Genomic DNA, 24136 nt, shown 5'->3' on the forward strand with positions numbered 1-24136 from the left:
TATAGCTTGAAAGATAAACATGATATAGTAATAGCAACGACTTAAAATAGCACATTTCCGACCAATGGGAGATTCAACTTATGACTACCTGCTTGCAACTTCGCATTCCGCCTTTGCCGCAATTTCTCACCATCGGTTTCTCAACCTGGCCGGTTGGTGCCCAGCATTTTGGACGAACTTTTGATGTATACGATTTGCTGTTCGTTCGCAGTGGAATGCTGCATATGACAGAAGAATCGCACGCGTATGATGTAGGCCCTGGCGAAATGCTGTTGCTTGAACCTGGCATCCCGCACATCGGCCATCAAGCATGCGAGGTACCGACCGAGATTTACTGGGTCCATTTTAAGCATGAACCTGCAATCTCTAGGCTTTCGGACCATCAGATCTCCTGGTCGGTGCCCGTGCGCGAAGGAAGAGACAGCGATCTGGCGCCTCAAGAGCAGTATCTTTATGTGCCTAAATTCAGTTCCTACGAACAGGTGGCGGTGGAGCCGATTTTGGATGAAATGCTGCGACTCAGATCGTCCTTGACGATGGAGTATGCCTTCGATCTGCAACAACTGTTAGGCCGACTCCTGTCACAACTACAAGCTTCATTACGGTCAGGCCGACTAGGCAGCCGATCTTCCGTGCTTGCAGCGCAGGTGATGCGTTACTTGGAAGTGCACCTTCGAGAACCCTATCATGCTGCACACATGGAACAGGAGCTGCACTTCAACGAGGACTACGCTGCGCGCTGCCTTCGTAAGCATACAGGGCTAAGCCCGCTCCAGTATCATCATGTGGTCCGAATGGAGGAAGCTAAGCGACTGCTGAGCACAAGTGAATTATCTCTACAAGAAGTCGGAGATCGTGTCGGTTATGAGGATTACAATTACTTTATCCGAGTCTTCCGCAAAACCGTCGGCTGCACGCCAAGTGCTTTCCGCAGGTCGGTGTACAGGTATGTGTGAGGCAAACAGTGTTTCTTGAAATGCCAAAAGAGGCTGTCTCATAAGTCTATATAGACTTATTGAAACGCCTCTTTTTGTTATTGACCCGTAAATTGTAAAACGACTTCCCGTAATTTAACTGGATTTTCTCCATCAAATTCGAGCACATTAACTGTAGTTATACATCTTTTTATGAAGAAGAATGGGATCGCCTACTTAGCCTTGGCATATTTATCATTGTACATCTTGACTAGCTCGTCGGTTTTCAGCTTTTTGAAGCCGTCAACGAAGGCATCCCATTCCGCAATTGGCTTTTGACCGAGAATAAATTTCGTTAAGTTTTCGCTCATATACGTCTTCAACGGAGTAGTAATTTCGGCGAGTTTCGACGATTCGTCCTTGGACCAGTTAATGGAAGGCTCAGGATCGCGGAGTGCGTTCATTTCCTTCAGTTTTTTCATCCGATCTGGGATGACGGCGGCTTGTTGATCCTCTCCTGCCTTAAAGCCGAGCAGACCGAAACGGTTATACGACGGAATGACACCGGTTAACCACCAGCTGCCATAGCCGTAATCGGTTTGTTTTTTCATACCATCCGGGTATTTGCCATCCGCTCCGACTGTCCAGACGCTTTGGGTTTTATCGAGCTTATATCCGGAAGGCGTCGTTTTGTCACGGGTGAACGTCTCATTCTCAACGCCAAGCATGAAGAACTCAACACCCCCATCGCTGTAAGTGTAATCCATAGCCTTAATAATCTGATCGATGTATTTCGATTTTTTATTAATAACCATTGGCGAGCGGTAAGCGATGTTATAGTGCGGATCAAGATTTTGGGTATACGTTTTGCCGTCAATCTTCAATGGATAAATCGGCTGAATGTCGCGAGCTGGATCCTTCTTCGGATTGAGATTGTTCGACATCGCAAGTTGCTCCATCATTAGCGGGAACTGGCCGCTCTCATACCCCGCAAACAGCTCCTGATCTTTCATCGTCAAGAAATTGGGATGCAGCAGCTTCTCTGAATACATCCAACTCATCAGCTCTGTCCACTGCTTGTAACGATCTTTAAAGTCGACTGGCGCAAAAACGAATTTTTTAGTCTCAGGGTCCAACATCATTCCGTTACCCGGACCGTTATTCACATTGATGCCAAAATACATCTGCGTCCGCTCCGCAAAATAATCGAAGCCAAGCCTGGAAGAAGTAATGTAGTCACCCGTCTGTTTCTTCAGCGCGAGCATCGCCTTCTTGAAATCGTCGACTGTCTGTATCTGACTAGCATCCAGTCCCTCTTTCTTCAACAAATCGTTACGCACGAGCCAGAGTGTTGTGGCAAAATCGAAATCCTGCACGAGTGGGAACGCATACAGTTTACCATCCTCCGGATGCCGCATCACTTTATCGGCCTCTGGGTACTTTTTAAGCCATTTTTCCAGGTTCGGCAACTTGCCGGCCTTCATATAATCATCGAGTGCCACGAACAGCTGTGGTCCGTAATCCTTAAACGTGCGATCATCTTGGAAAAATTTCATCATATCTGGCAGTTGTCCGGAGCTGAGCACGATGTTCATTTTTTCCTTAAACGCGTCGCGAGGCGGACTGTTCACGTTAAATTTGACGCCTGTCCGCTTGCCCCACTCGACGAATACTGGCAAGTCGCTGCCGATCGGCAGTCCCGGATCCCAAGGCGTCAGCACCTCCACGGTTGGAATTTCGCCGGCAACGCTTTTACCGTCCCCAGTTGAAGCGGTAGGTGTGGCGGCTTTCTCTGTGCTCTGGCAACCGGCCAGCACTGTCATACAGATGGATAAGGCGGCGGCTGTCAGCCGCAAGTTCATAGTTTTGCCCATTTAGAACCCCTCCTGAATTTTTTATACAAATGCTATGAAAATATAGTTGTACACACTTGGATCCTTCATACAATGGCCTGCTTCGCTTACGTCAGCCCTTCACGGAACCAACAAGCACGCCTTGCACGAAGAATTTTTGCACAAAAGGGTAAATAAGCACGATCGGACCGATCGTCACGAAGATCGTCGCCATGCGCACGCTGATCATCCGGCCTGCGCCTGCAACTGGATCAACCTCCAGCGTATTCGCCTGGTCGAGCGCACCTTGGGACAGTACTTCGTTAGCGACGAGAATACGTCGGAGAATAATGGTCAGTGGCTGCATGTCCGGCGACGTTAAATACATGAGCGGGCCGAAGTAAGCATTCCACAGTCCGACCGAAGCGAACAGCGCAATTGTTGCCAGAATAGCCTTGGAGAGCGGAATGACGATACGGAGCAAAATTTGCCAATCGTTCGCACCGTCGATAAAAGCCGATTCATACAGCTCCTGCGGCATCGCCTGGAAATTAGTACGCAGAATAATAATGTTCCAGAAGCTAAATGCAGCCGGCAGCGTAATGGCCCACATCGTGTCGAGTAACCCGATATTTTTAATGAGCATAAAACTAGGAATGAGTCCCCCACTAAAGAACATCGTGAAGGTGAACAGTACAGACAGCGGTCGACGTGCCAGAAACCGGTTGATCGATAGTGGATACGCCGTGAGGCACCCGATCAGCAGTACAAGAAACGTGCCGAGCAGTGTATAACGAATGCTGTTCCAATACGCCAACACGATTTGGTTATCCCGGAAGACGGCCATGTAGGCCTCCCAGTTGATGCCCTGCGGCAGCAGCATTACTTTGAACAAGCCAACCGGCACAGGATTGCTTATCGAAATCGCGAACATGTGCACAAACGGCAGAACGATCGACAGCGTCAGCAGAAGCAACGCCACAAAGTTAGCCGCATTGAACAGCCGGTTGGCGAATCCAGTATTTTTCACGTGCAGATTCCTCCTACCATAACGAATTTTGCTTCAGAGCGCGGCTCGCGCGATTGGTTACGTACAGAATAAGGAAGGCGGCGACACTGTTGAGCAAGCCGACAGCAGTCGCATAGCTGAAATTGCGGTCAATGATCCCCCTGCGATACACGTACGTCTGAATGACGTCACCCACCTCGTAGATCGCTGGATTGCTCATGAGGTACGCCTTCTCGAAGCCGACGTTTATTACATCACTGGCGTGCAAAATAAATAGGATCGTAATGGTCGGCAGCATCCCCGGCAAGCTGATGTGCCAGATTCGGCGAAACCGGTTGGCACCATCCATGTAGCTCGCCTCATATAGCTCGGGATCGATGCCGGTAAGAGCGGCCAGGTACAGAATCGAGCCCCAGCCGATGCCCTGCCAAATGCCACTGCCGACGAACAACGTACGAAAGTACGAGGATTCGTTGAAGAAAGCGATCGGCTCCATACCCAGCGACCCCAGCAGTAAATTGACCGGACCATTTGCGCCAAGCAGCTCCATCATCATCCCGACGACCACGACCATCGCGATAAAATGCGGCAGGTAACTAACGGATTGAAAAAACTTTTTCCACCACTTGCTTGTCAGCTCATTCAGCAGCAGTGCCAACAGAATCGGCGGCCAGAAGCCGAATATCAGACTATACAAGCCAAGCAGCAGCGTATTCTTAACGACCCGCACAGCGTACGGATCCGCAAAGAAGCTCTGAAAATGCTTGAGACCGACCCACGGACTGCCGTCAAATCCGAGAATAAGATCGTACTGCTTGAACGCAATAATAATGCCGTACATCGGGACGTAACTGAACAGCAAAAACCCGAGCACACCAGGCAGCACCATTAAATACAAATTCCCGCTATGTCGCAGTTCCCGCAGCCAGCCCACACCCCTCCGCCTCTCCAGTGGAGAAGTAAGTACAGCGGTCGCTCTGTTCTCTTTCAGTTTGTCGTTCATTTCGCTTCTGTTTCCTCCCTTTCTCCGATAACCCGCTCCTTCTAGGTGGCCACCACTGCAGTTACGCTTCGTACATGTAGGTTCATTTCGGTTACGCTTACAGTTTTATTATATAAGCGCTTTCATAAGTGGGAAATAGACGAATCGAAGACGATTATGGATGAATAAAAGAAAAGCTGTTTTGCATCTTTGATGGGAGTTACTTCATATTCTTCTACTTCTACTTTTTCCCGACAAAACCGACCAAGTAGTCCTCACCTGGCAAATTTGAGGTTGGGGTTAATGTTGTTGTAAAATACGTGCAGATAGGCAACCTTTTTAATGTATTCCATGCTAATCTCCTGATTTCACACCAAATTGATACCTATTTGCATCAATTTCCAATAACGGAGAGGAAAACCCCTTCGAAATTAGATTAATTCAACTCCCTCCACTCCCCTTTGCTGTCTCAAAAATGCAAAAATACAACCTTTTTTACTTATATCTACTTGTTTTTGTTAAATACGTGCAAATAGGCAACCTTTTTAACGTATTTCATCATAATCTCTTGGTTTTACTCCAAATTGATGCCTATTTGCATCAATTTACAATAAGTGGGGAGAAACCCCCCTCGAAGAGTGCTTTTTTGCATCTTTGACATGGGTTACTCCTCATTCTTCTTCTCATTTCTCCACTTTTCCCTCAGCCAATAGTCCTTACCTGACAACTGTGTGGTGGGAGATTCCGGGGTGGGGTTAGATGTTAGAAGTCAGTGGGGCTGGCGATTCGGGGGTGGGAGTTAGACGTTAGAAGTCAGTGGTGGCGGGCGCTAGAAGTAAGAAGTCGGGGGCCACATGGCCCCCGACTTCTTGTTTCGCTGCGAAGCATACCGACTTGCGCGCGCCTATGTTTTATTCCGGTGCGCCTGCGGTCACCTTCACATTGTTCCAATACACTTGCGTATTCACACCGGTCGTACTACCACCGACCATGATCTTCGTAATATCGTCGGCCGTCTGACGGAAATTGCCCTGTGTCACAACCTGCGTACCATCCAGGTACATATCCATCTTCTGTGTCTGCGGATTGACAACTAGACGCACCGCATACCACTGATCCGACGCCAGCGGAGCAGCGACAACCGTCTGCGTACCGTCCAAATACCAGAAACCGGTCTGATCGGCAAGCAAGGACACAGCGTTAGCGCTGCCCTGCGACTGCACGTACACGGCAATTGCGCCGCCCGTCGCCGGATTCGTGCCCAGATTAATGCGGAAATCAAAGTCGATCGTCACAGTACGTTTTTGCTGGGCGAACTCCGCTGTCGCGCTTGGGAAGCTGCCACCTGTATTGTCGTAGATGTTTAAGCTTTTGTCGGTAGCGGACGGGAATTCGGCAATTTTAATATATGACCCACCGTCCAGCACAGGTTTATATGTCCAGTGCAACGGCACGTCCGTTTCGCCGTAGCTGTCGAATGATTCATCCAGCAGCACCGGATCGGCCAAGGTCACCTCGACTGCGAGGGTACCAGTCACCGTCACGCCTCCTGCGGTAAACTGCGCTGTCACCGTCGTTTCCCCAACACTGACGGCATGGACGACGCCATCCGCATTTACAGTGGCGACCGCCGGATCAGAGCTGGTGAAGATGATATGCTCACCGGTAATGTTCGCTTGCGTAACCGTCCCGTTATCGTTGAACGATGCACTCACCGTCAGCGGTGCGTTGGCATCAAGCACGAACGGTTCGGGCAAGCCACTCAGATTCACTTCCGTCAACTCTCCTGGAGGCAGTGTCAGTCCGCCATAGTTCAACGCAATTCCAGTTAAGGACGCAGTAAACTCTGGCGCTTGCTTGCCTGCGGCTGCGAAGCCTCCGCCGAGCAGCGTGCGCATCGATAACTCATGCGAGCCGAGCGATACACCGTACGTAACCCCGTCCGCCGAATAATAAGCATGATACCTACCACCTTCGCGTGCTAACTTCAAATAGCCGGACGTGGCGCTTACATCCAGATTTACGGCGCCAACCTGGCCGTTGTCCTCATCGCGCCAGTATAGTTTCCAACCGCTGCCCTCTACATAAGCGGCCGCTACAAACTTGGCATTGGAAGCAGTCGTCTCGCGGACCATCAAGCCCGACAAGGCACCAGACGTCTCACTGGCGTTCGGCTCCAGCTTAACCGATAATTCATAATTTTGCAGTGGTGTCGCGTCAACATGGCGATACACATAAGAGAATTGGTCTATCGAGCCGTTATCTCCCGTTACTGGGACATGTAGGCCCCGCCCCTTGCTCGCAAGCTGGTACGTTGCACCGCTCACGGTAACACCGCCGTCTCGCGTCGGGTTTCCGATCGCAAGCCCTGACCATGGCGCTTGCACCGCAAAATCGTCTTCCGCCGTCAGCGATGCAGCAGTGCCGCTGCCGATGCGCAGGATGCCCCACTCGGCCAACTCCGGCACCGTTAGCTCATGCTTGCCGCTACCAGCACTCGTCACCGCGAGTGGCAACGGGTCTTGACCAGGACGGTAGAGCACCGCCTGGAGCGAAGCACCACCAAAGAAATCCGCATCCGTCAGCGTTACCTTCGCCCCCGTAACAGATTCACCCTTACGGTTGAGCAGATGCACCGACTTCGGCGCATTGGCATCTGCAGAGGAGCGAACGATCGCATACACCTGATCGACGACACTAACGCTCACGGCACTATGGTCGGCAAGCCATGCGGAGTCGATCGTCGGCACAGACACGACATCAGCCTCTGTATCCGTAATGCGCTGCTGATCATCCGAGTCAAAAGATGACACCGGAGAATAAGCGATCAGCGTATCCAGACCTTCCAACGTCTGAGCGCGCAAATCATAATGCGGCAGACTGTCGTTCGCCGTCACCGTACGGAACGGCACACCTGCTTTAAACAGTTTCATTGACAAATCAGTCAGTGTATTGCCGTTCAATTCGTTCCATTTCAACAGAATGCCCACCTTAGCCGGCGGCTCGTGCCCGTCGAACAAGAAGGGATATTGCCGGATAAAATGGAACATATCCCCGTACTGCTCAACCGTTCCGAAATAGCGAGTCGAGCCTTCCAGCCAAGCGTCCCACGGCACAAGCATATACTGGCCAAGGGCGTAGGCAGCGGCAAGCGATTGCCGAATATTTCCTGTTTGGAATGGCAGTGGCGACATGATATGCGGCTTGCCGAGCCCGGAGGCAATCGTGCCGTTCGTCACAATATTGTTCAGACTCATTGCACCCTCGTTATGCTCGCCCATGCCATAGTCGAACAAATCGTGGATGAAATGCGTTTGAGTACTGGCATCACGGATAAACGAAGCGTTATTCGAGTATTCGATGGGACGCCCAGCGTACGTCTCCATATCCTCTCGCATGCGGGTATGGAAGCTAATCGCTTCCTGCTTCATAAATGCGCCGAAAATGTTGTCGAGCGGCGTAAGCGCCTTTTTCGTCATATAATCGGCATTCGTTTCCACATCCAGCGTCGTTTGCAAAAACGTCTTATAATTGAACGTCGCAATATTATCGATACCAAAGCCGCTTAGCTCCGAAGTTGTGTAGTGTTCATCCAGATAATTCCGGAATGCGGTCATGCAAGGCGCGCAGAAGTCGCCGCCGAATTTGTAGGCATCCACGCTGCCCACCCAGTCGTCAAATTGAAATGATGACGCACCTGCGTCAATGGCGCTTTTGGCCGTCGCCAGCACCTGATTGTAATACACGGGGTCACTCATACTGCCCCAAGTTGCGCCCCAAGTCATCCACGGTGCAACGATGTCGGTGCCGTCATAATATTTGGCACGGCCGCCGGAGCCGTTGTTCATATTCAGTGACCCTTGGAAACCAACGCCGAGCCGGACGATATTCGAAATTTTATCGGGCTCCGTCAAATACGTCCATTTGTCATCCGTCGCCATAAAACGCTTTAGCACATCTAGTGTGCCAAGCTGGCCGTCCTGGCCATCTGTCCGCCACCAGCGGGAAGACAGGAAGACACTCGAATAGCTATCGAACGAATTCGTTTCTGTGCCAGGCGCAGGTGGAGCAACTGGCTGCTCCGCTTCAGGAAGCTCGGGCATTCCCTGATAGATGCGGACGTTGTCAAGATTGGCTATGCGCACATAATTCGCTGCGTCACCGTAATAAGCACCGCTCACCCGAAGCGAAGACAGATTAACCGTTCCGTCATAACGGAATGGAATTGCGCTTTTCTTCAGTGTCCCGTCCACATAGACATCATACGTTACCGTCTCCGGATGAATAGCGATCGCCAAATTACGCCAAGCGTGAGTCGGCAGAGAAGTGGCTACATCGGTAGTCGTCGTTGTTGTACCGACTGTGCGGAACGATGTAATTTTGCTCGGCAGCAGATTCAGCGCTACAGCTGTTTTGCCTGTAGTATCATTCACATAGAACAAGATGTTTTCTTTCCCCGCCGTCGCGCCATCAGGGAGCTGCACATCGGCCTGAATCGTAAACGTGCTGCTTTGCGCCGAGAAGGTCTTCGTGATCCCCTGCGTATTTTGACGGCTAGCGTCACTAATTTGCAGATAGCGATCACCATCAAGCTTCTCCTGCACCTTGACATATGAGTCGCCAGTCACCGACACGCCCCAGCCGGAAGGGGTCGAACCTAGCGCCATACTAGTGAACGTTTCTTTCAGCAGATCAGCATAGATGACCTGTTGTACCGTAGTGGTTAAATAACCGTCCGCTTGTACCGCGATGGTATACGTTTTGCCTTCTGGAAACAGCGATGCATCCAGCGTCAACTTACCGGTGGAAGCTGTATACACCGAGGTAGCTACAGTTGCATTATCGACGGTCACTTTCGTGATCGCCGCCCGCCAAGCCGCATCGTCCGTGAACGTTAATTCGATCGGCTGACCAGGAAAAGTTGACGTCGTATCGGGCGACAGCGCAGGCGGCGTTAGCAGCCTTACATCACCCGTGTAGATTTTGACCCCATCCAAATTGACCACGCGAACCGGGTTCGACGTCTCGTTGTAATACGCGCCCGTCACTTGCAAACGGCTGAGGCTCGTTACATCGTCATAACGGAACGAAACCCCGGCTGCTGCTAACGAACCGTTCAAGTAAAAGTCGAATGTCTTAGCGGATACATCTGCCGACACGATGATATGCTGCCAAGCCGACATGGCTAGTCCTTGCGCCAGCGTCGTACTGGTCGTCGTGCCCCCCACTGTGCGGTACGATAAAATACGGTTAGGCATAAGGTTCAATGCCACGCCGGCTTTGCCCGCCGAATCAAGCACATAGAACAGCACATTTTCCTTGCCGGACGTACCTCCAGGCGGAAGCTGCACTAGTGCTTCAACGGTAACCCGCCCGGTTTGCGAGGCAAACGACTTTTGGATACCTTGCGTATTCTTTTGACTGGCATCGTAAATTTGCAAATAGTTATTGCCACTGCTCTCCTGCTTCACCTGCACGTAAGAATCGCCAGTGGCCGACACGCCCCAACTGGGCGGCGTCGAACCAACCGTCATCGACTCGAACGATTCGTCCACTAACGGTGGGTCACCGGTCACGCCGTCCGCATAGGCAGCTTGTAAACCGAAGGCCGGCAGCAGCATTGTCCAGACAAGCAGCCAAACCAAGACCAGCCTTAGTTCCCTCTTGCGCTCCCCTTCCATTGTGAATCTTAGACGTTTACTGTTCAATCCATTGCACCTCCATGTAAAATGATATCGCTTACATGGCAAGTATACGCTTCGGCTTTTCGCCTTGAGAATGGACGAATCCGAGAACGATATGGACAAATGGACGGCTTTTGCGAATAATCGGACAAAAAATGGTTATTTCATAAATTCCGAGGGAGATTGACCGGTCACTTTCTTAAAAACGCGGCTAAAATAAAGCGAATCGGCGTAACCAACCCGGTCGGCAATATCCTTCAGCAGCAGCTCCGGCGAGCTCGCCATCAGCGACTTAGCCTGCTGTACGCGCCATACCGTCACGTATTCGCCCGGTGTCACACCGCGCGCCTTCTTGAACATGGCGCTCAAATAATTCGGCACCAGTCCGAACTGGCGAGACAATTGCTGGAGCGTGATCGGTGAAGCATAATGCGCGCGCAGGTACTGCTCGATGCGGGCGACGTTCTCCTCCTGATGAGCGGATAAACGGGCTTCAAGCGACACGTCCTTGTCCTCACTCAGCTTCATCAGTTCCGCGAACAGGGAGGCAGCGCCTTCGCGCAGCTCGCCGTAATCCAGGGAGTGCGACAGCAAGGTGTCCAACTCCTGACTCGCGAGAATGAACGTCTCGTCGCGGAATGTTGGCCAATGCTCCTTCAAATCATACAGCGTCTGCCTCAGCAGCATATCCACACGCAGCTGCGTCGCCGCCTCTGCCTCCCATATCTTCGTCAGCCGCTCCAACTCCGCGCGCACCGCCTCCGGCTGCCGGCGGACCACCGCCTGAGCCAACCGGCGGTAATCGTCACGGGCCGCTTCCGTCCGCCCGCGCTCGGCCTGCTGGCCGAAGCCCGAACGGCCAATGCCCGCCGCCAGGGGCAGCCGGCTGCGCAGCTCCTGGGCGATGCGACGGAGCTCGCCAAGTCCTTGCAGGCTGCCGGCGACAACCGTCAGCGGCATGTGCCGGCTCGCGGCGTGCGCCAGTAGCGTATGGGACGCGGCCTCCGCGTACGAGGACGTATCGAGCTCCCCGTCGTTTACCCCGACCAGCAGCAGCCGCTCGTTGGCCCGCTCGCCCTCAAGCACCCACCAGCCGAGCTGGCCTGGATGGGGGTCAGGCAAGCTCGACGTCCATGGCGCCGATGCCCAGAACGCCTTGCCTGGGTGCAAAGCGTCGTCCGGCGAGGCGCAATACGGACCTGCACACCAAAGCGAAAGCGTATACGATGCATAGACTAATCCCTCTGGAACTTTCTGCCCGGCAAGTACTCCCCCGTGGTCCACCGTCTCCTGAAGCCAATCGGCGTCGCGCCGCTGCCCAGCATCGTGCAGCTTTGCCGCGACCCGCTCCAGAACCTCGCGCAGATCCTCCTCACGCAACGGCTTCAGCAAATAATCCTCGGCATGAAGCCGAATCGCCCTTCGCGTATAATCGAAATCATCGTACGAACTGACGATAACCGGAATCACCTCGGCATATCGCCGCTTCATTTCAGCGATCAATTGCAAGCCATCCATGACCTGCATCCGTATATCGGTAAATAATACATCCGGACGCAACTCGGCTATCTTCTCCAGCGCCTCTTCGCCGTCATATGCCTCACCAACGACGCGGAAACGCGCATCAGTCGCCTCGATCCATCGACCAAGTGCTCTGCAAAAACGGATTTCATCGTCAACTACGAGTACCGTTGGCATCCTGCATCATCCTCCGTTTCATGTTGCTTCTCTCCTTGCACGCTCGCCGGACAAATCCGGCCTCAGCCAATGGATAAGCACGATTGCCCCGCCGGCTGGATCGTTGTCCAGTCTGAATTCTAGCAATCCCCCCGCCTGATATTGCAGCCGCGAGTAGGTATTGTACAAGCCGCTTACGCCAAGCGCCTCCATGCCCGCCGCAGAAACTTCGCCACGCCCGAAACGTTCTAGCAGAGCCGGGGGAAAGCCCCCGCCATCATCCCGGATTTCTATCGAAACGCGGCCGTCCTCAAGCAGCGTCCCACGGATGTCAATCCGCCAAGGATACCGTTTGGAAGCGAAACCGTGCTTAAAACAATTTTCTACAAATGGCTGCAGCGACAGCTTAGGTAGACGAAGCTCCAGCATGGCTTGGGGAATATCGATTGTAAATTGCAAATGCGCTTCATACCTAAATTTCATAATATTCAAATAATTTTTTGTATGTTGAATTTCATCTCGCAGCGTAACCGTCTGCTCCGCCGAGTACGTCATGTAGCGGAACATATCCGCCAGCATGGCTGTTAACTGTACAATTTCCCGATTGCCTGCCTCTTGTCCTAGCACACCGATTAGAGAAAGCGTGTTATACAAGAAATGCGGATGAATTTGTGCCTGGAGCGCAGTAAAATGCGCCTGCAACTCACGCGATCGCGAAATAATCGCTTCCTCTTTCGACGCTTCGAGGCGATCTAGCATTTTACGAAAAGAATGATGGAGATGATGGAGCTCGTTGTGCGTATTGGTCGGAACGACACTGCCGATAGCCAACTGCTCATGTGCGTCTGGAAGCGAATCGAGCTGAACCTTATTCATCGAGTCGCGCAACTGACGCAGCGGTTTCACGAGCATTTTGGCGGAGAAATAGGAGGTCAGCATGGTCAGCACAATGAGGATCAGACCTGTAGCCGCGAACAAATATCCTGCCTGGCGCTGCGGACGCAGAAGCTCGCTCTCTGGCTGAACAATCATCACTGTCCATCCCGAATACGGCGCCCGGGCATACACGACAAGCTGTCGGGAGCGATCCGGCAATCGCACATACGTCTCTCCTTCCGAGGCTTTGCCTTGCCCCTGCAGCTCAGTTAGCACATCCCTAACACGTGACAATCCTGATCCGGATTCGGGTGAAAACGGATAGATCGTTTGGCCCTCGCCGCCAGCGATGAGCACGCGTTTACCACCCATCTGCGACTTAGCTGTCATCGTTTCAATGTAGTCGTACGGCAGCTGAATTTCAATCAACGCATTCGGTGCAGTCGCCTCGCCAAGCTTACGAATGACAGAGACAACCAGCTTGCCTGCACTATCCCAGTCGTCACGATGCGGCGGAAGCAGCAGCCGATATTCGGACTTTTCCAACTGACGGAACCAATCGATTGTTTGCAGCCGATCTCGAACGGTCAATCGGTCGTAATACGCGCCAGTAGCCAGAAACGCACCCGAACGACTTAGGATCGATACGCGGTGAAAAATTTGTGGATCGACGCCAACAATCGAGGAAATCGCTTCCTTCACCTTATAAGCAGCTTCAGCTTGATCGTCGAAATACGTCTGCGCATTCGCCGTATAAGGCAGATAATAGAAGGTATTCGCAATTGTCGGGTTAAATTTCATCTGCATGACGAGTCGATCCATTGTGTAGATTGAATTGTCGAGCTGCTGCGCTAGACTCTGCGATTCTCCGCGAAATGTATTGACCATCGATTCAATGTTTACCTTCTGGTAATACCAATAAAACACCGTGAAAGCGCTGACAATTATGCCGGCAATCCCCATGGAAAAGACGATAAACAGCTTCGTTTGAAAACTGATTCTGCGATTCATGCTTTACCTCGCGTCCTTCCGGCCAGGCCAGTAAAATGATAGCATACCCGAACGACAGGCGGCAGCGCACCGACGAAGGGCACGCTGCTCTGCTATGGTTATTTTCTTTTTCGCTAAATGTGCTGTATTCCCTTCTCATGTTCCCGTATATTCTGTCCGCGTCTGACCGACCCGGAGCGATTACTCCGTTTTGGCAATCAAATACTGCTCCCAAACTTCTAGTACGGATGCGCCGCGCAAAATCAACCGATGAGGTCCATCGAAACAGTCCGTCAGCCGAGACTGCAACCGATTTAACAGCTCGCCTGGTTTGAACTGCATCTCCAGCACAATCGGACCGTCGAGTCGGTACGGTTGCAACCTGGATGCAGCAGCCGCGCACCGAAGCGCGCCTTCCTTAAGCAGAGTAGCCGTCCTCTCCGGCGGCAGACAGGCCGCAGCCGTATCGCCGAGCGACTGCTTGACGCTGACAGTAATTGTACCCGGCAGCAGCTCGGCCGTTTCCTTCGCTCCCTCCGAATCCGCTGTCACCATCACAAGCGGTACGCCAGCTTCGCCGGCCATCAGCGCTTCAAGCCCAATCTCCCCAACAACAACTCCATTGACGCTCATCGTGCGAATGTCATGTTCATAGTTATGATTCAGTAGTGAACCCGGCATCTCAGCTCTTGCATGCAGACCGAGCAAAATGATGCCATCAAAGCTTTCATCGAGATATGACCGATTGCCTGGCGTATAATGTGGCTTGCCGCAAATCGCGGTTACGCGTGGGTCAAGCTTATGCAGGTCAACATTTGTTCCGAAAAAATGAATATCGTACAGCACGACCTCATCGTCAGGTGATTGCAGCAGACCGTCTAGTACCGCAAGCAAATCGTGCATAAGCATACCGCGTCCGAATTCATAATCCGCCGCGCCCGGTACAACCTGTTTCATATTGACGACGCCTGTGACGCCTTCCATATCCACGCGAATCATCCATTTCATTGCAGCTTCCCTCCAAGTTACATGGCTCTCCAAGCTTCTTCCAACTTATCTAAAAAGATATCAACACTTTCGCGTTCGGTGCGGCCTGGATACGGGCGCATTTCTAGCGTCACGGTCGGCCTCTCCTCGCCTGCTCCAAGATATCCACATGCAAATAACGCTTTTAAAAACTCCACCAGCTCCGGTACATCGTTCTCACCGCCTGGATACCCCCATGGCGGATGCATATCGCCATAAAGCGGATTAGCAGGATCTTTTTTCACACAGCTGCCTAGATGCACGTGACGAATGTACGAACTTGAATCGGCGACTGCTTGCGCAAATGTTTCTTCCATTAATGGTACATGCCCCATATCGATGAGTAGGCCGATATTAGGTATGCCCATCTCCTGAACACGGCGAACAACCTCGGCTGCCTCGCGGGTCGAACCTATCAGCAAGTTTTTACCGATTGAGCGGTCGAACGGCTCGATCATCAGCGTTAGACTAGGCACCGCAGCACATAGCTTCGCGACATAATCGACGAAGGCGTCGGTATGCTCCGCAATTAGTGCAGGGGATCCCGGGTTTGGACCGCTGGCGATAACTGCTTTGCGAGCGCCTACGGCTTGAGCCCGCTGTAAATGAGACAGGGCTGCCAGAACCGTCTCATTGCGAATGGCCTCATCTAGGCTGTTCGGATTAAGCCGCGGTCCGTTCAACAAGGGGCAGTTATACACCGGAATACGACCACTGTCCCACACCTGCCGTATCTGCTCGGCGGCGATATCCGTCTGGGCCGATACGAACAGATCGATGACCTCAAATTCCGGATAGGCCAGCACTTCGGGCAGCGATAAGCGATGCGCCTCCTCCGATTCGAAGCTAGCAGGGAACAACAGATGATGGTTGATGCCAAGCTTAAAATAATCACGGTATGATTGCTGCATAATAGGCTCCTCTCTATCTCCCGGATTGGTAATTCCCAACCGCTTCCGACGTCAGCAGATAACGGTCGTAAAGGCGCAACGCTCCAACCGTTACCGACGGAGCGCCGCCGATGACCGCCGAATCGCTGCCGTTAACTTCACGTAATTGAGGTGAGAAGCGGCCCCAGCCGAACTGGCGCTGTTTGCCGCCGTCACATAACTCACCATCAATAACCATCGTAATGATATGAGGGCCACCATCGACGATGATTGCCGCATGATGCCAGCGGTTCGGCTGCAGCAGCCCTTCATCTGACTCCCAAGAACATTCCGAACGGCCGTCGTTCATCGTCAACCGAAGTGTTCCGCGCACCGTCAGTTCAACAGCAATCCCTCTGCCATCCGTTCCCCGCGTTTCGAGCAGCGGACCAGCTGCGCTGCGGCTTCCCGCCAGCAGCCATAGCTCTACCGTAAAGCTTCCGCCGTTCTGCAAGGACGGCAGCTTCGGCAGTTCCGTCGGCGTACCGGCAAGTGCCGCCGCCTCCGCTTCATAGACCAACCCGAGCTTCGTTCGCTCGGCCGTTTCCAAGTCATGCTGCCCCCACATAGCTTCTAGCAGCGCCCCGTTTAACTCATGAATGCGGGCAATTGTTTTTTGCGTTTCCGATATAAAGTACTTGCCCCCCTCTTCGATAAAATCGGGGTAGCTGATGCGCACCGCCGGATCGTCGTCGTATAACACAATCTCTGGCTGCGACCAGTGAATGAAGCCGTCCTTCTCAACCCCGCCGCACATCCAGACCGGATTCCGGTCGTTGTACGCCAGAGACGGTGTTTCGCGGTTATCCCGGCCGTGGTTATGGAACCACAGAATAAATTTGCCGTTGCTGAATTTACGCACGAAATTCGCCGCTCGTGGATGCTTGATCTTCCGCCCTCCTGGGCGGTATTCCGCATACTGCGAGGTCGTCCACGTATGCCCGCCGTCACGGCTGTAAGCATGCCCGTTATGTCCTTCGACTGTGCGGAATGTGCAGTACAGACTGCCGTCAGCGAGACCTACTGGGTTATGCTCGTCAGCCACTCGCCCGTGCGGCGCCCGAATGCCGTAATCGCCGTCCGGCAGCGTCTCCCATTCGATCCGTGAAGCGTCGTGTTCCGTCAACATATTTTTACTCTTCATAAAAATACCTTCCGAGGACGCCATAAAGCCTTCTCCAAAGCTGCCTACCTTTGCCAATCCCATATATACGGCATCTTGATGAATAATTGGCTTGCCAACACCCCAAAAAAATTGCGGCTCCCCGCCATAAGGATTGTTGCGATCGATTGCCATAGACCGGATCGGCACTTTGTATCGCTCAGCCGACCAAGTGCGTCCATCGTCATCGGAATACTTGAAGGTCAGATCTCCGAGTGTATCAACACGTGAAATCAACTTACCCGAGTCGCTTATGACATCCTTACGATTCTCGGTATTGTACGTATAGAACGCATAGATTCGCCCACTCGGCACCAGCAGCGGCATCACCCACGAAGCTTCCGGTCCATCCGCCGGCTCAATGTCAATCAGTTCAGACCACGTTTGTCCCTGATCGCGACTAATCGTCGAGACGACATGTTGTCCCCGCTCGCCTTCAACCCCCTGACCTGTGGTCATGACGCAAACCCACTCGCCTCGCTCCGTCACAACGATATAGGGCTGATCGCAATAAAATTCACGCGGAATTTCCAAGCCCCATTTAATATTTCTTGCATCACGCAACTCGCTAACCGTCTCGTTGTTCATTGCTCCAACTCCTTTCAAAATGAGTGCTAACTCTCGTCTATCTCTCTCCGTCTGCCAACCAGGCATCTGGTATGTCTTTGCCAAGTAAAAAATGTTTCCGGTCCGGATACCACAGCACGCGCCGCCCGCCCCATTCCGTCAGACTTGGATACGTGGCGATCTCGCTCGTTCCCTTCGGCCCGAAAGTCACGCCGTCCGTATCGAGAATTTGCCGTGGCTTCGAAAACCAGAGCGGCTGCTCAGCTTCAGGATGATATTCGCCCACAGCGATAAACGCTGGACGACGGTTATGCAGCGCATGCTGCGGCTTATATTCGCCGAGATGGCCGTCGTTATTGTGAAACACTAGAAGCACATTACCATTTGCCAACTGATATAATGGGCAGGAAGCAATAGGCTGCTTGATCGGCTCGCCGCCATCACGGTAGCGCAGGATCTGTGGCTCCGACCAGCTTCCACCGTCGTCAGACGATACGCTGTACCAGATGTAGCCGGTAAAGGTACGCATCGCGCAGAAGATTCGTCCGTCTGGCAGCAGTATAATACCCGGCTCCTGCGCCACGGAAAGGTGCGGCCTGTCCGGGAACGGCACGGCCAGCCCTTCGTTGTCCTCCGGCAGCCAAGTGATACGCAGATCAGCCGGATCCGGCCCTTCGTCCAGGTTATCGAAACGCATAAACATCGCACGTGAATCCTTGCTGTACCAGCCAAGCGGCGTTTCTGTTGCGTGAAACGGGCTGCTCCACTGGGTATAGCCAACGAACCAGCGCCCCTGACTGTCTCGAATCGGCTTTTGCCAAACGATCCAGTTGCGTGGAACATTCGGGTCCGGGTGATCATAACGGTTCCGCTTCATCTGAATGTCCGTACCGGACGTCCAATTGTGCCCATTGTCGTCGGAGTAGACACAGCCCATCGTGCCCGAGGTCTGCGTGTCCAGGTCGTGAACACCTACATCCCTCGTGTAAAAGACATAGATGCGCCCTTGCGCGGATACGACGGGAAATCCCCAACTCGCTTGGTCACCGCGACCACCGCGTTTCGTTCCAACGACATATTGCGGCTCGCCCCAGGTTACCAGATCTTGGCTGCGTGCCAGCACGAGATGATTGTCGCCATGCCCCTCAACCGAGCTTTGCGTCCAGAGTGCTAGAAGCTCATTGCCTTCTGGCGATTCAAATACGAGAAAATGCTCATTGTCGCCCGTATAGGCGTCCTCCTGCGGAATATAGACGACGATGTCGGGATGACTGCGCTTCCATTCTACGGATTTATCGATAGCCGTCATAAAAGAATGGCCCTCCTTTGTTCACGGTGTTTTTGATGTGCAGTGTGCGTGATCATTACGCCATGTTAGATGTCGTTTGAGTTTCATAACGTTTCACACGCCTTCTTTATCACTTTGCTATACGTTAAGCTTATCAGGATGGGACACTAAGTGATGGTCTTTTTTTTGGGTGTTTTGCAAACAAAATTTAGGATTTGTAGTATACTGATCTCGCAACCGGAAGTTAGGTCGGTAAGCTGGGAGGCGAGCTTTATGCAAGCGTCGTTTGAAACGGCCGAGGAACTGCGCGGCGAGGTTGAATTCATTTTCCGGGAATCTCCTGTTCTGCTTTATTACGAGCTCGATTCGATTGCGCCCTTTCCCGGCTTTCAGAGCCATGACGGCATAGAGATGTATTACATCGAACAAGGACAAGGCAGGTATTTAGTCGGTGACCACGCCTATCCCTTGCAGGAAGGCACTCTCATGATGATCCAGCCATTCACACTGCATAAGGTAATGCAGACGGACATGAACCGAATGTTGTGCCGGAATGTACTGATGTGGAAGGAAGCGTTGCTAAGTGAGGGCTGGGAAGAGGAGTTGCCGAACCCCCTAAGTTTACTGAAGGGCGACTGCTGGAGGGTGCAGTTCGATGGACGCGAACGCGAGCGGATCAGACAGCTGTATGCGGTCATTAACGAGGAATTGACGGGACGCGGTCCTGGTTATGCGAGCGTCGTCCAAGGCGCCATCCGCGAACTTCTCATTCGCTGCTACCGAGCACACGAAGCTTCTGCATTAACCGGCGGCATAGCGGCACCCAACGATTTGCCAGAGGAAATCGCTTATCTGGTGCAATATATCAGCGCAAATTTCCAACACGAGCTGTCGCTAGATAAGCTGAGCAAACTTGTCCATATGAATCCGTCATATGTGAGTAATATTTTTCATAGGTATACGGGCACGACACTCACTAAACTAATTACAGTTAAGCGCTTGCATCATGCCAAGAAGCTGCTTCGCGAGACGAAGCTGCCTGTAACAGATATCGCCTACCAATGCGGCTTTAACAATCACTCGTATTTCATTAAGTTATTTAAACGAATGGAGAATTACTCACCGCTGCATTATCGTCGTCAGCATCAGCCATTGGAGGCAGATGTGCAATCGTCGTTACCTAGCGATTGGAATCTCACCAAGTAATTTGTTTTATCTATTTCGTCCATATAATGATCGCCCCCACCTTTAAAAAGATGAGAGCGATCATTTTCATTTCTAGCTCACAGCGATGGCCTGCGCACTGAACAGGCCGGCTCGAAACCGAAGTCCTCTTTCATCCGCTCCATGCTATAGATCGGCTTAAATTCATTACCCGGTTGCCTATAATAACTGAGATCCAGCTCTGTTCCACGGGCGTGCAGCAATGCATGCAATATCTCGGTCGCAGGTACACTCGAGCTGATATCCGGACCGACCAGATTATAGCTGGTTGCTCGCGGCTTTGAAGGCTTTTCGATCACGCGGACAATTCCTTCAATTACATCACTGACGTAAACTCGGCCTAGTAAAATGAACGGAATCGTCATCTGCGTACTCCCATCAACATAAGGATGCTCCCAGTCGTCCGGTACGACCGCACCTAAGCGTAGGTTGACAAAGTCGGCGTCAGGTGTTTTACGATGCAGAAACCGATTCAAATCTTCCATCAACCATTTGCTCCATCCGTAGGCATCGGTCGCTAGACATTCATGATTATCCGGTATTGGCAGCTCTTGGGGTACGAAGTCTTTATCCAAACCGCCGACGGCCGCAATGGAACTTGCAGCGATGAATCTTCGGCATCCGCGGTCGAGCAAATAGCGATATAAGCGCCGCGTTCCTTGCACATTAACCCCCAAGCTGTCCTCTTCACTGCTGCCGCCAGTGACCGCTGCCAAATGCACAACGATATCAATTCGGTATTCATCCAGCGATCTGAGATCCTCAAATCGGTCGAAGTTTCCTTTGATTGCGAAATCAACTCCAGTCAGCTTGCTGCGGGACATGCCGATCAGTTGATGTCGCTGCGCCAAACGCTGGCACAATTGTTCTCCGACAAAACCGGTTGCTCCAGTAACTAATATGTTCATAGGGGCTCCTCCCAACGAATGACGATTCCGTTATACGCATTGCGCTGCTTCGTGAAGAGCGTATTGTAAACACCCTCAGATTCATCCCAACTCACCTCGTGCGAGATCAACGGTAGCATGTTGAGTGTGCCGGATTCCATGAGGCGGATAACTCCTTCCCGTACGGGACGTTCACCAATGAAGCAAGGGAAAATGGCATTAAGCTGCTTGGAATGTGGCGTATTAAAATAAAAACTTGCACGGTCAGGATACCAACCAAGAAAGACAAAGGTTCCCTTATTTCGAGTTGCCGACATCGTATCATCAAGCAGCGCTTCAAAGCCTGACGATTCGGCCGTGATATCAACGCCATTCGGATAACGTTTCTTTAACGCGTCAAGCGCCTTTTCCTTAGAGGCGTCTATTGTCCAATCCGTACAGTGTTCTTGCGAGCGCCTGATACGATCTTCAGAAATATCACTAGCGATAACATAGGCGCCACGCAGCCGAGCAATCATCGCTGCACACTGACCGATCAGTCCTTGTCCCGCAATATACACCACATCGCCCATATTAACGCCAGCCATGTTCCACGCGTTCGCCGCAACCGATGGCTGCACAAACATAGAGCAAGCTTTAAGCGATTCTACCTTACTTAATTTATGAACCATCCATAGGCTTGCTTTGACATATTCAGCGTGAGCGCCGCTACAAAAAACGGTCACCAGATCACCGATTTCATACTGCCCCGCACCGTTCGCACCTACTTCTACTACGCGACCACTTGCTTGATATCCGTTAATAAACGGAGGATCCCCGTAATCCGATCTGCGTCCCTCGGCAATCCACATTTCCGTCCCGATGCTGATGCCCGAATAGACTGTTTTGATCACGATTGAGTTTTCATCAGCTACCGGACGCGGCATTTCAATCAGTTCTGCCCTTTTGCCTATTTCCGTTACAGCAAGTGCCTTCATTGTCAGCATATAGTTGTTCTCCTCTACACACGAATGGCCGGATACCTAAGTGCAACCCTAACCTTGCTTCCATCGTAATCCCTTTTTCTATGTCATCCCATGGTGTATATTAAGGAAAAGATGGTCGAATGTACGAACCTTGAGAGTCAACGTGTGGACTGGAGGCAACAGTATGTTAGCGGAAGTCGTCTATCGTGGAGAAAACTTTTTTCGGGAAGGGGAAGCCTTCTGCATTATTCAATTTCCTGAAGCGGTCAAGGAGAAGAAGCAGTCTCACTCTCACGACTTTGTCGAGATTTGTTATGTGTATTCCGGCTCTGGCTACCATACGATTGACAATAAACAATACCGGGTATCCAAGGGCGATTTGTTCTTAATCAATTGCGATATTACCCATGCTTTTTACCGAGAAGCCGATGATGAGGAACTCGTGACCTATAATATTTTGTTCAAGCCTAGTTTCCTTGATGAATCCCTGCTCTCTTTCCATGATTTCTCAAGCTTGGCCCTATCTTATCTATTTAAAAATGAATGGGACGATCATTTAATACGTTCTGATCTGCGGCTTAGCGTTGCGGAACAGCGGGACTTCGATCAACTGATTGAAAAGATGGATTATGAATACAACCAGCGCCAAGAGGGCTATAATGCGATCATCCGCGCCTATATGATCGAGCTGATCGTTAAAATCATGCGTGGTTTTAACCGCCGAAGCGAAGGTGATTATCAGCAGCAAAAGAAAGCCAGTGCCATCGAGTCGGCTATTCGACACCTCAACGAAAGTTACCATGAGCCTGTCAATCTCCGTGATCTGGCACACAAAACGTTCATCAGCAAAAATTACTTTTGCCAATTGTTCAAAGAAGCTACCGGTGTGACCTTATCCCAATATACGCGTCAAATAAGGATTAATGAGGCCTGCAAGATGATTGCCACTACTAATAAAACATGGGTCCAAATCGCGCTAGATGTTGGTTACTCCGACTATAAGGCCTTCTACGTTGCATTTAAGAAGCAAACTGGTGTCTCTCCAAACGAATACAAAAAAGGCTACTAGGATGGGGTTCGTCCGAGTAGCCTTTTAATTTTACAAGAATTCGAGAATCGTGTTGTTGAACAAATCTGGATACTCATGCAATAATCAACTTTGCTACCCGTTCAGGATATTTTAGCGCGAAAGTCAGAGCGATGTATGATATACTCATTTAGGAATATTTTACTATCTTTAGGAGGATTACATTTGAAATACAAAGTGTTACTTAGTTCATTGGTACTACTAATTGCTGTTTCTACTACTGCAGCTGCTCACTCGGGGAGAACAGATTCTAGTGGTGGTCATAATTGTTCAGCAGCATCCAAGTCTAAAGGATTGTGCTCTGGTTACCATTATCATAACGGTGGAAGTTCTAGTAGCTCTGGAAGTTCAGGTTCTGGAAGTAGTAGCTCAGGTAGTAGTTCTACTTCTCCTTCAACAAAAGCTCCGGAAACTAAAAAAGTGGAAGTTGTTGATACAAGATTAAAAGCTACAATACCACCCTATAAAATCTCGATAAACGGAACTCAAATCGATAACGCGTATGCAGAATATCCCGTATTATCATATAAAGATATCACGTATTTCCCGATGACTTGGAGTTATACTCAGGCATTAGCTGTAGATGTAAATTGGAGTGATGCTATAGGTTTCTCAATAAGAAAAACCGATAATAAGGCTTCGCTCTTGACACAAAAAAAAGGGCTGTATAACAATCCTTACTCCGAATATATCATCGATCTTCCAACATTTAATGTATTCATAAACGACTCGTGGCTTGATAACTACAAAGAGGACTATCCGTTAATTGTTTATAAAGATATTACCTATTTTCCGATGACCTGGAAGTTTGCAGTTGACGAACTTGGATTGACGATTAACTACGATTCTACAAATGGATTTAGTATAAAGAAATAAGCTTTAAGAATGAATGACCAGAGCCTTTACTTAGCTTTGGTCTTCTTTGTTGCTGTAATTTACTGTAAAAGAAGAATGAATTTATCAGTATTATACTTATACGACATATCTTCGAACATTTCCAACAACCAAGATGTAGTTGTTGGATGACAATAAAGTAC

16 protein-coding genes are annotated in these 24136 nt (G+C 51.1%); 4 read left to right on the forward strand and 12 right to left on the reverse strand.

The genetic code is table 11. The features are described 5' to 3' along the window. The first annotated feature begins 80 nt into the window (after positions 1-80). Positions 81-956 (forward strand): helix-turn-helix transcriptional regulator, encoded by an 876-nt coding sequence (locus AC58PV_RS13485; RefSeq protein WP_497432749.1) that lies wholly within the window; start codon positions 81-83, stop codon positions 954-956. 191 nt (positions 957-1147) lie between these two features. On the opposite strand, the gene AC58PV_RS13490 is transcribed toward AC58PV_RS13485, so the two are convergent. The 10 genes from AC58PV_RS13490 to AC58PV_RS13535 form a co-directional block, all read right to left on the reverse strand. Beyond that, on the reverse strand, positions 1148-2788 hold the full coding sequence (locus AC58PV_RS13490) for an extracellular solute-binding protein (RefSeq protein ID WP_497432750.1): 1641 nt from the start codon (positions 2786-2788) through the stop codon (positions 1148-1150). A gap of 91 nt (positions 2789-2879) precedes the next feature. Continuing rightward, positions 2880-3680 carry a carbohydrate ABC transporter permease gene (locus AC58PV_RS13495; protein ID WP_497432751.1) on the reverse strand — a complete coding sequence of 267 codons (801 nt, stop codon included), beginning with the start codon at positions 3678-3680 and terminating at the stop codon, positions 2880-2882. Positions 3681-3789: 109 nt separating this feature from the next. Then, positions 3790-4758, reverse strand: a complete 969-nt coding sequence (locus AC58PV_RS13500) for an ABC transporter permease (RefSeq protein ID WP_497432752.1) — start codon at positions 4756-4758, stop codon at positions 3790-3792. Between the two features lie 890 nt (positions 4759-5648). Further along, positions 5649-10445 carry a hemoblobin-interacting domain-containing protein gene (locus tag AC58PV_RS13505; RefSeq protein WP_497432753.1) on the reverse strand — a complete coding sequence of 1599 codons (4797 nt, stop codon included), beginning with the start codon at positions 10443-10445 and terminating at the stop codon, positions 5649-5651. Between the two features lie 135 nt (positions 10446-10580). After that, a complete protein-coding gene (locus AC58PV_RS13510) occupies positions 10581-12119 on the reverse strand; it encodes a response regulator (RefSeq protein WP_497432754.1) in 1539 nt (512 codons plus the stop codon). 18 nt (positions 12120-12137) lie between these two features. Continuing rightward, positions 12138-13985: a cache domain-containing sensor histidine kinase gene (locus AC58PV_RS13515; protein ID WP_497432755.1), complete on the reverse strand. Its 1848-nt coding sequence runs from the start codon at positions 13983-13985 to the stop codon at positions 12138-12140. A gap of 180 nt (positions 13986-14165) precedes the next feature. Then, the gene (locus tag AC58PV_RS13520; RefSeq protein WP_497432756.1) at positions 14166-14972 is read right to left on the reverse strand and encodes a M55 family metallopeptidase; all 807 of its coding nucleotides are present in this window, start codon (positions 14970-14972) and stop codon (positions 14166-14168) included. Positions 14973-14989: 17 nt separating this feature from the next. Further along, positions 14990-15901, reverse strand: coding sequence for a sugar phosphate isomerase/epimerase family protein (locus AC58PV_RS13525; protein ID WP_497432757.1), 912 nt, complete (start codon positions 15899-15901; stop codon positions 14990-14992). 13 nt (positions 15902-15914) lie between these two features. Continuing rightward, positions 15915-17669, reverse strand: coding sequence for an exo-alpha-sialidase (locus AC58PV_RS13530; protein WP_497432758.1), 1755 nt, complete (start codon positions 17667-17669; stop codon positions 15915-15917). Positions 17670-17706: 37 nt separating this feature from the next. Continuing rightward, entirely contained in the window at positions 17707-18957 is a 1251-nt protein-coding gene (locus tag AC58PV_RS13535) for a sialidase family protein (protein WP_497432759.1), read from the reverse strand. 252 nt (positions 18958-19209) lie between these two features. Here AC58PV_RS13535 and AC58PV_RS13540 point away from each other — a divergent pair, with 252 nt between their 5' ends. After that, a complete protein-coding gene (locus tag AC58PV_RS13540) occupies positions 19210-20142 on the forward strand; it encodes an AraC family transcriptional regulator (protein ID WP_497432760.1) in 933 nt (310 codons plus the stop codon). A gap of 77 nt (positions 20143-20219) precedes the next feature. Here the strand turns inward: AC58PV_RS13540 and AC58PV_RS13545 are convergent, their stop codons facing one another. Together AC58PV_RS13545 and AC58PV_RS13550 are read right to left on the reverse strand one after the other, a co-directional pair. Further along, a complete protein-coding gene (locus AC58PV_RS13545; RefSeq protein ID WP_497432761.1) occupies positions 20220-21068 on the reverse strand; it encodes an NAD-dependent epimerase/dehydratase family protein in 849 nt (282 codons plus the stop codon). Beyond that, positions 21065-22033: a zinc-dependent alcohol dehydrogenase gene (locus AC58PV_RS13550; RefSeq protein WP_497432762.1), complete on the reverse strand. Its 969-nt coding sequence runs from the start codon at positions 22031-22033 to the stop codon at positions 21065-21067. Before AC58PV_RS13550 ends, AC58PV_RS13545 begins: the two co-directional genes overlap by 4 nt. Before the next feature lie 163 nt (positions 22034-22196). On the opposite strand from AC58PV_RS13550, the gene AC58PV_RS13555 reads away from it, so the two are divergent. Beyond that, positions 22197-23081 carry a helix-turn-helix domain-containing protein gene (locus AC58PV_RS13555; protein ID WP_497432763.1) on the forward strand — a complete coding sequence of 295 codons (885 nt, stop codon included), beginning with the start codon at positions 22197-22199 and terminating at the stop codon, positions 23079-23081. 183 nt (positions 23082-23264) lie between these two features. Next, entirely contained in the window at positions 23265-23975 is a 711-nt protein-coding gene (locus AC58PV_RS13560) for a YHYH domain-containing protein (protein ID WP_497432764.1), read from the forward strand. The last annotated feature ends 161 nt before the right edge of the window (positions 23976-24136 follow it).

This window comes from Paenibacillus sp. J22FR83, assembly GCF_059691955.1.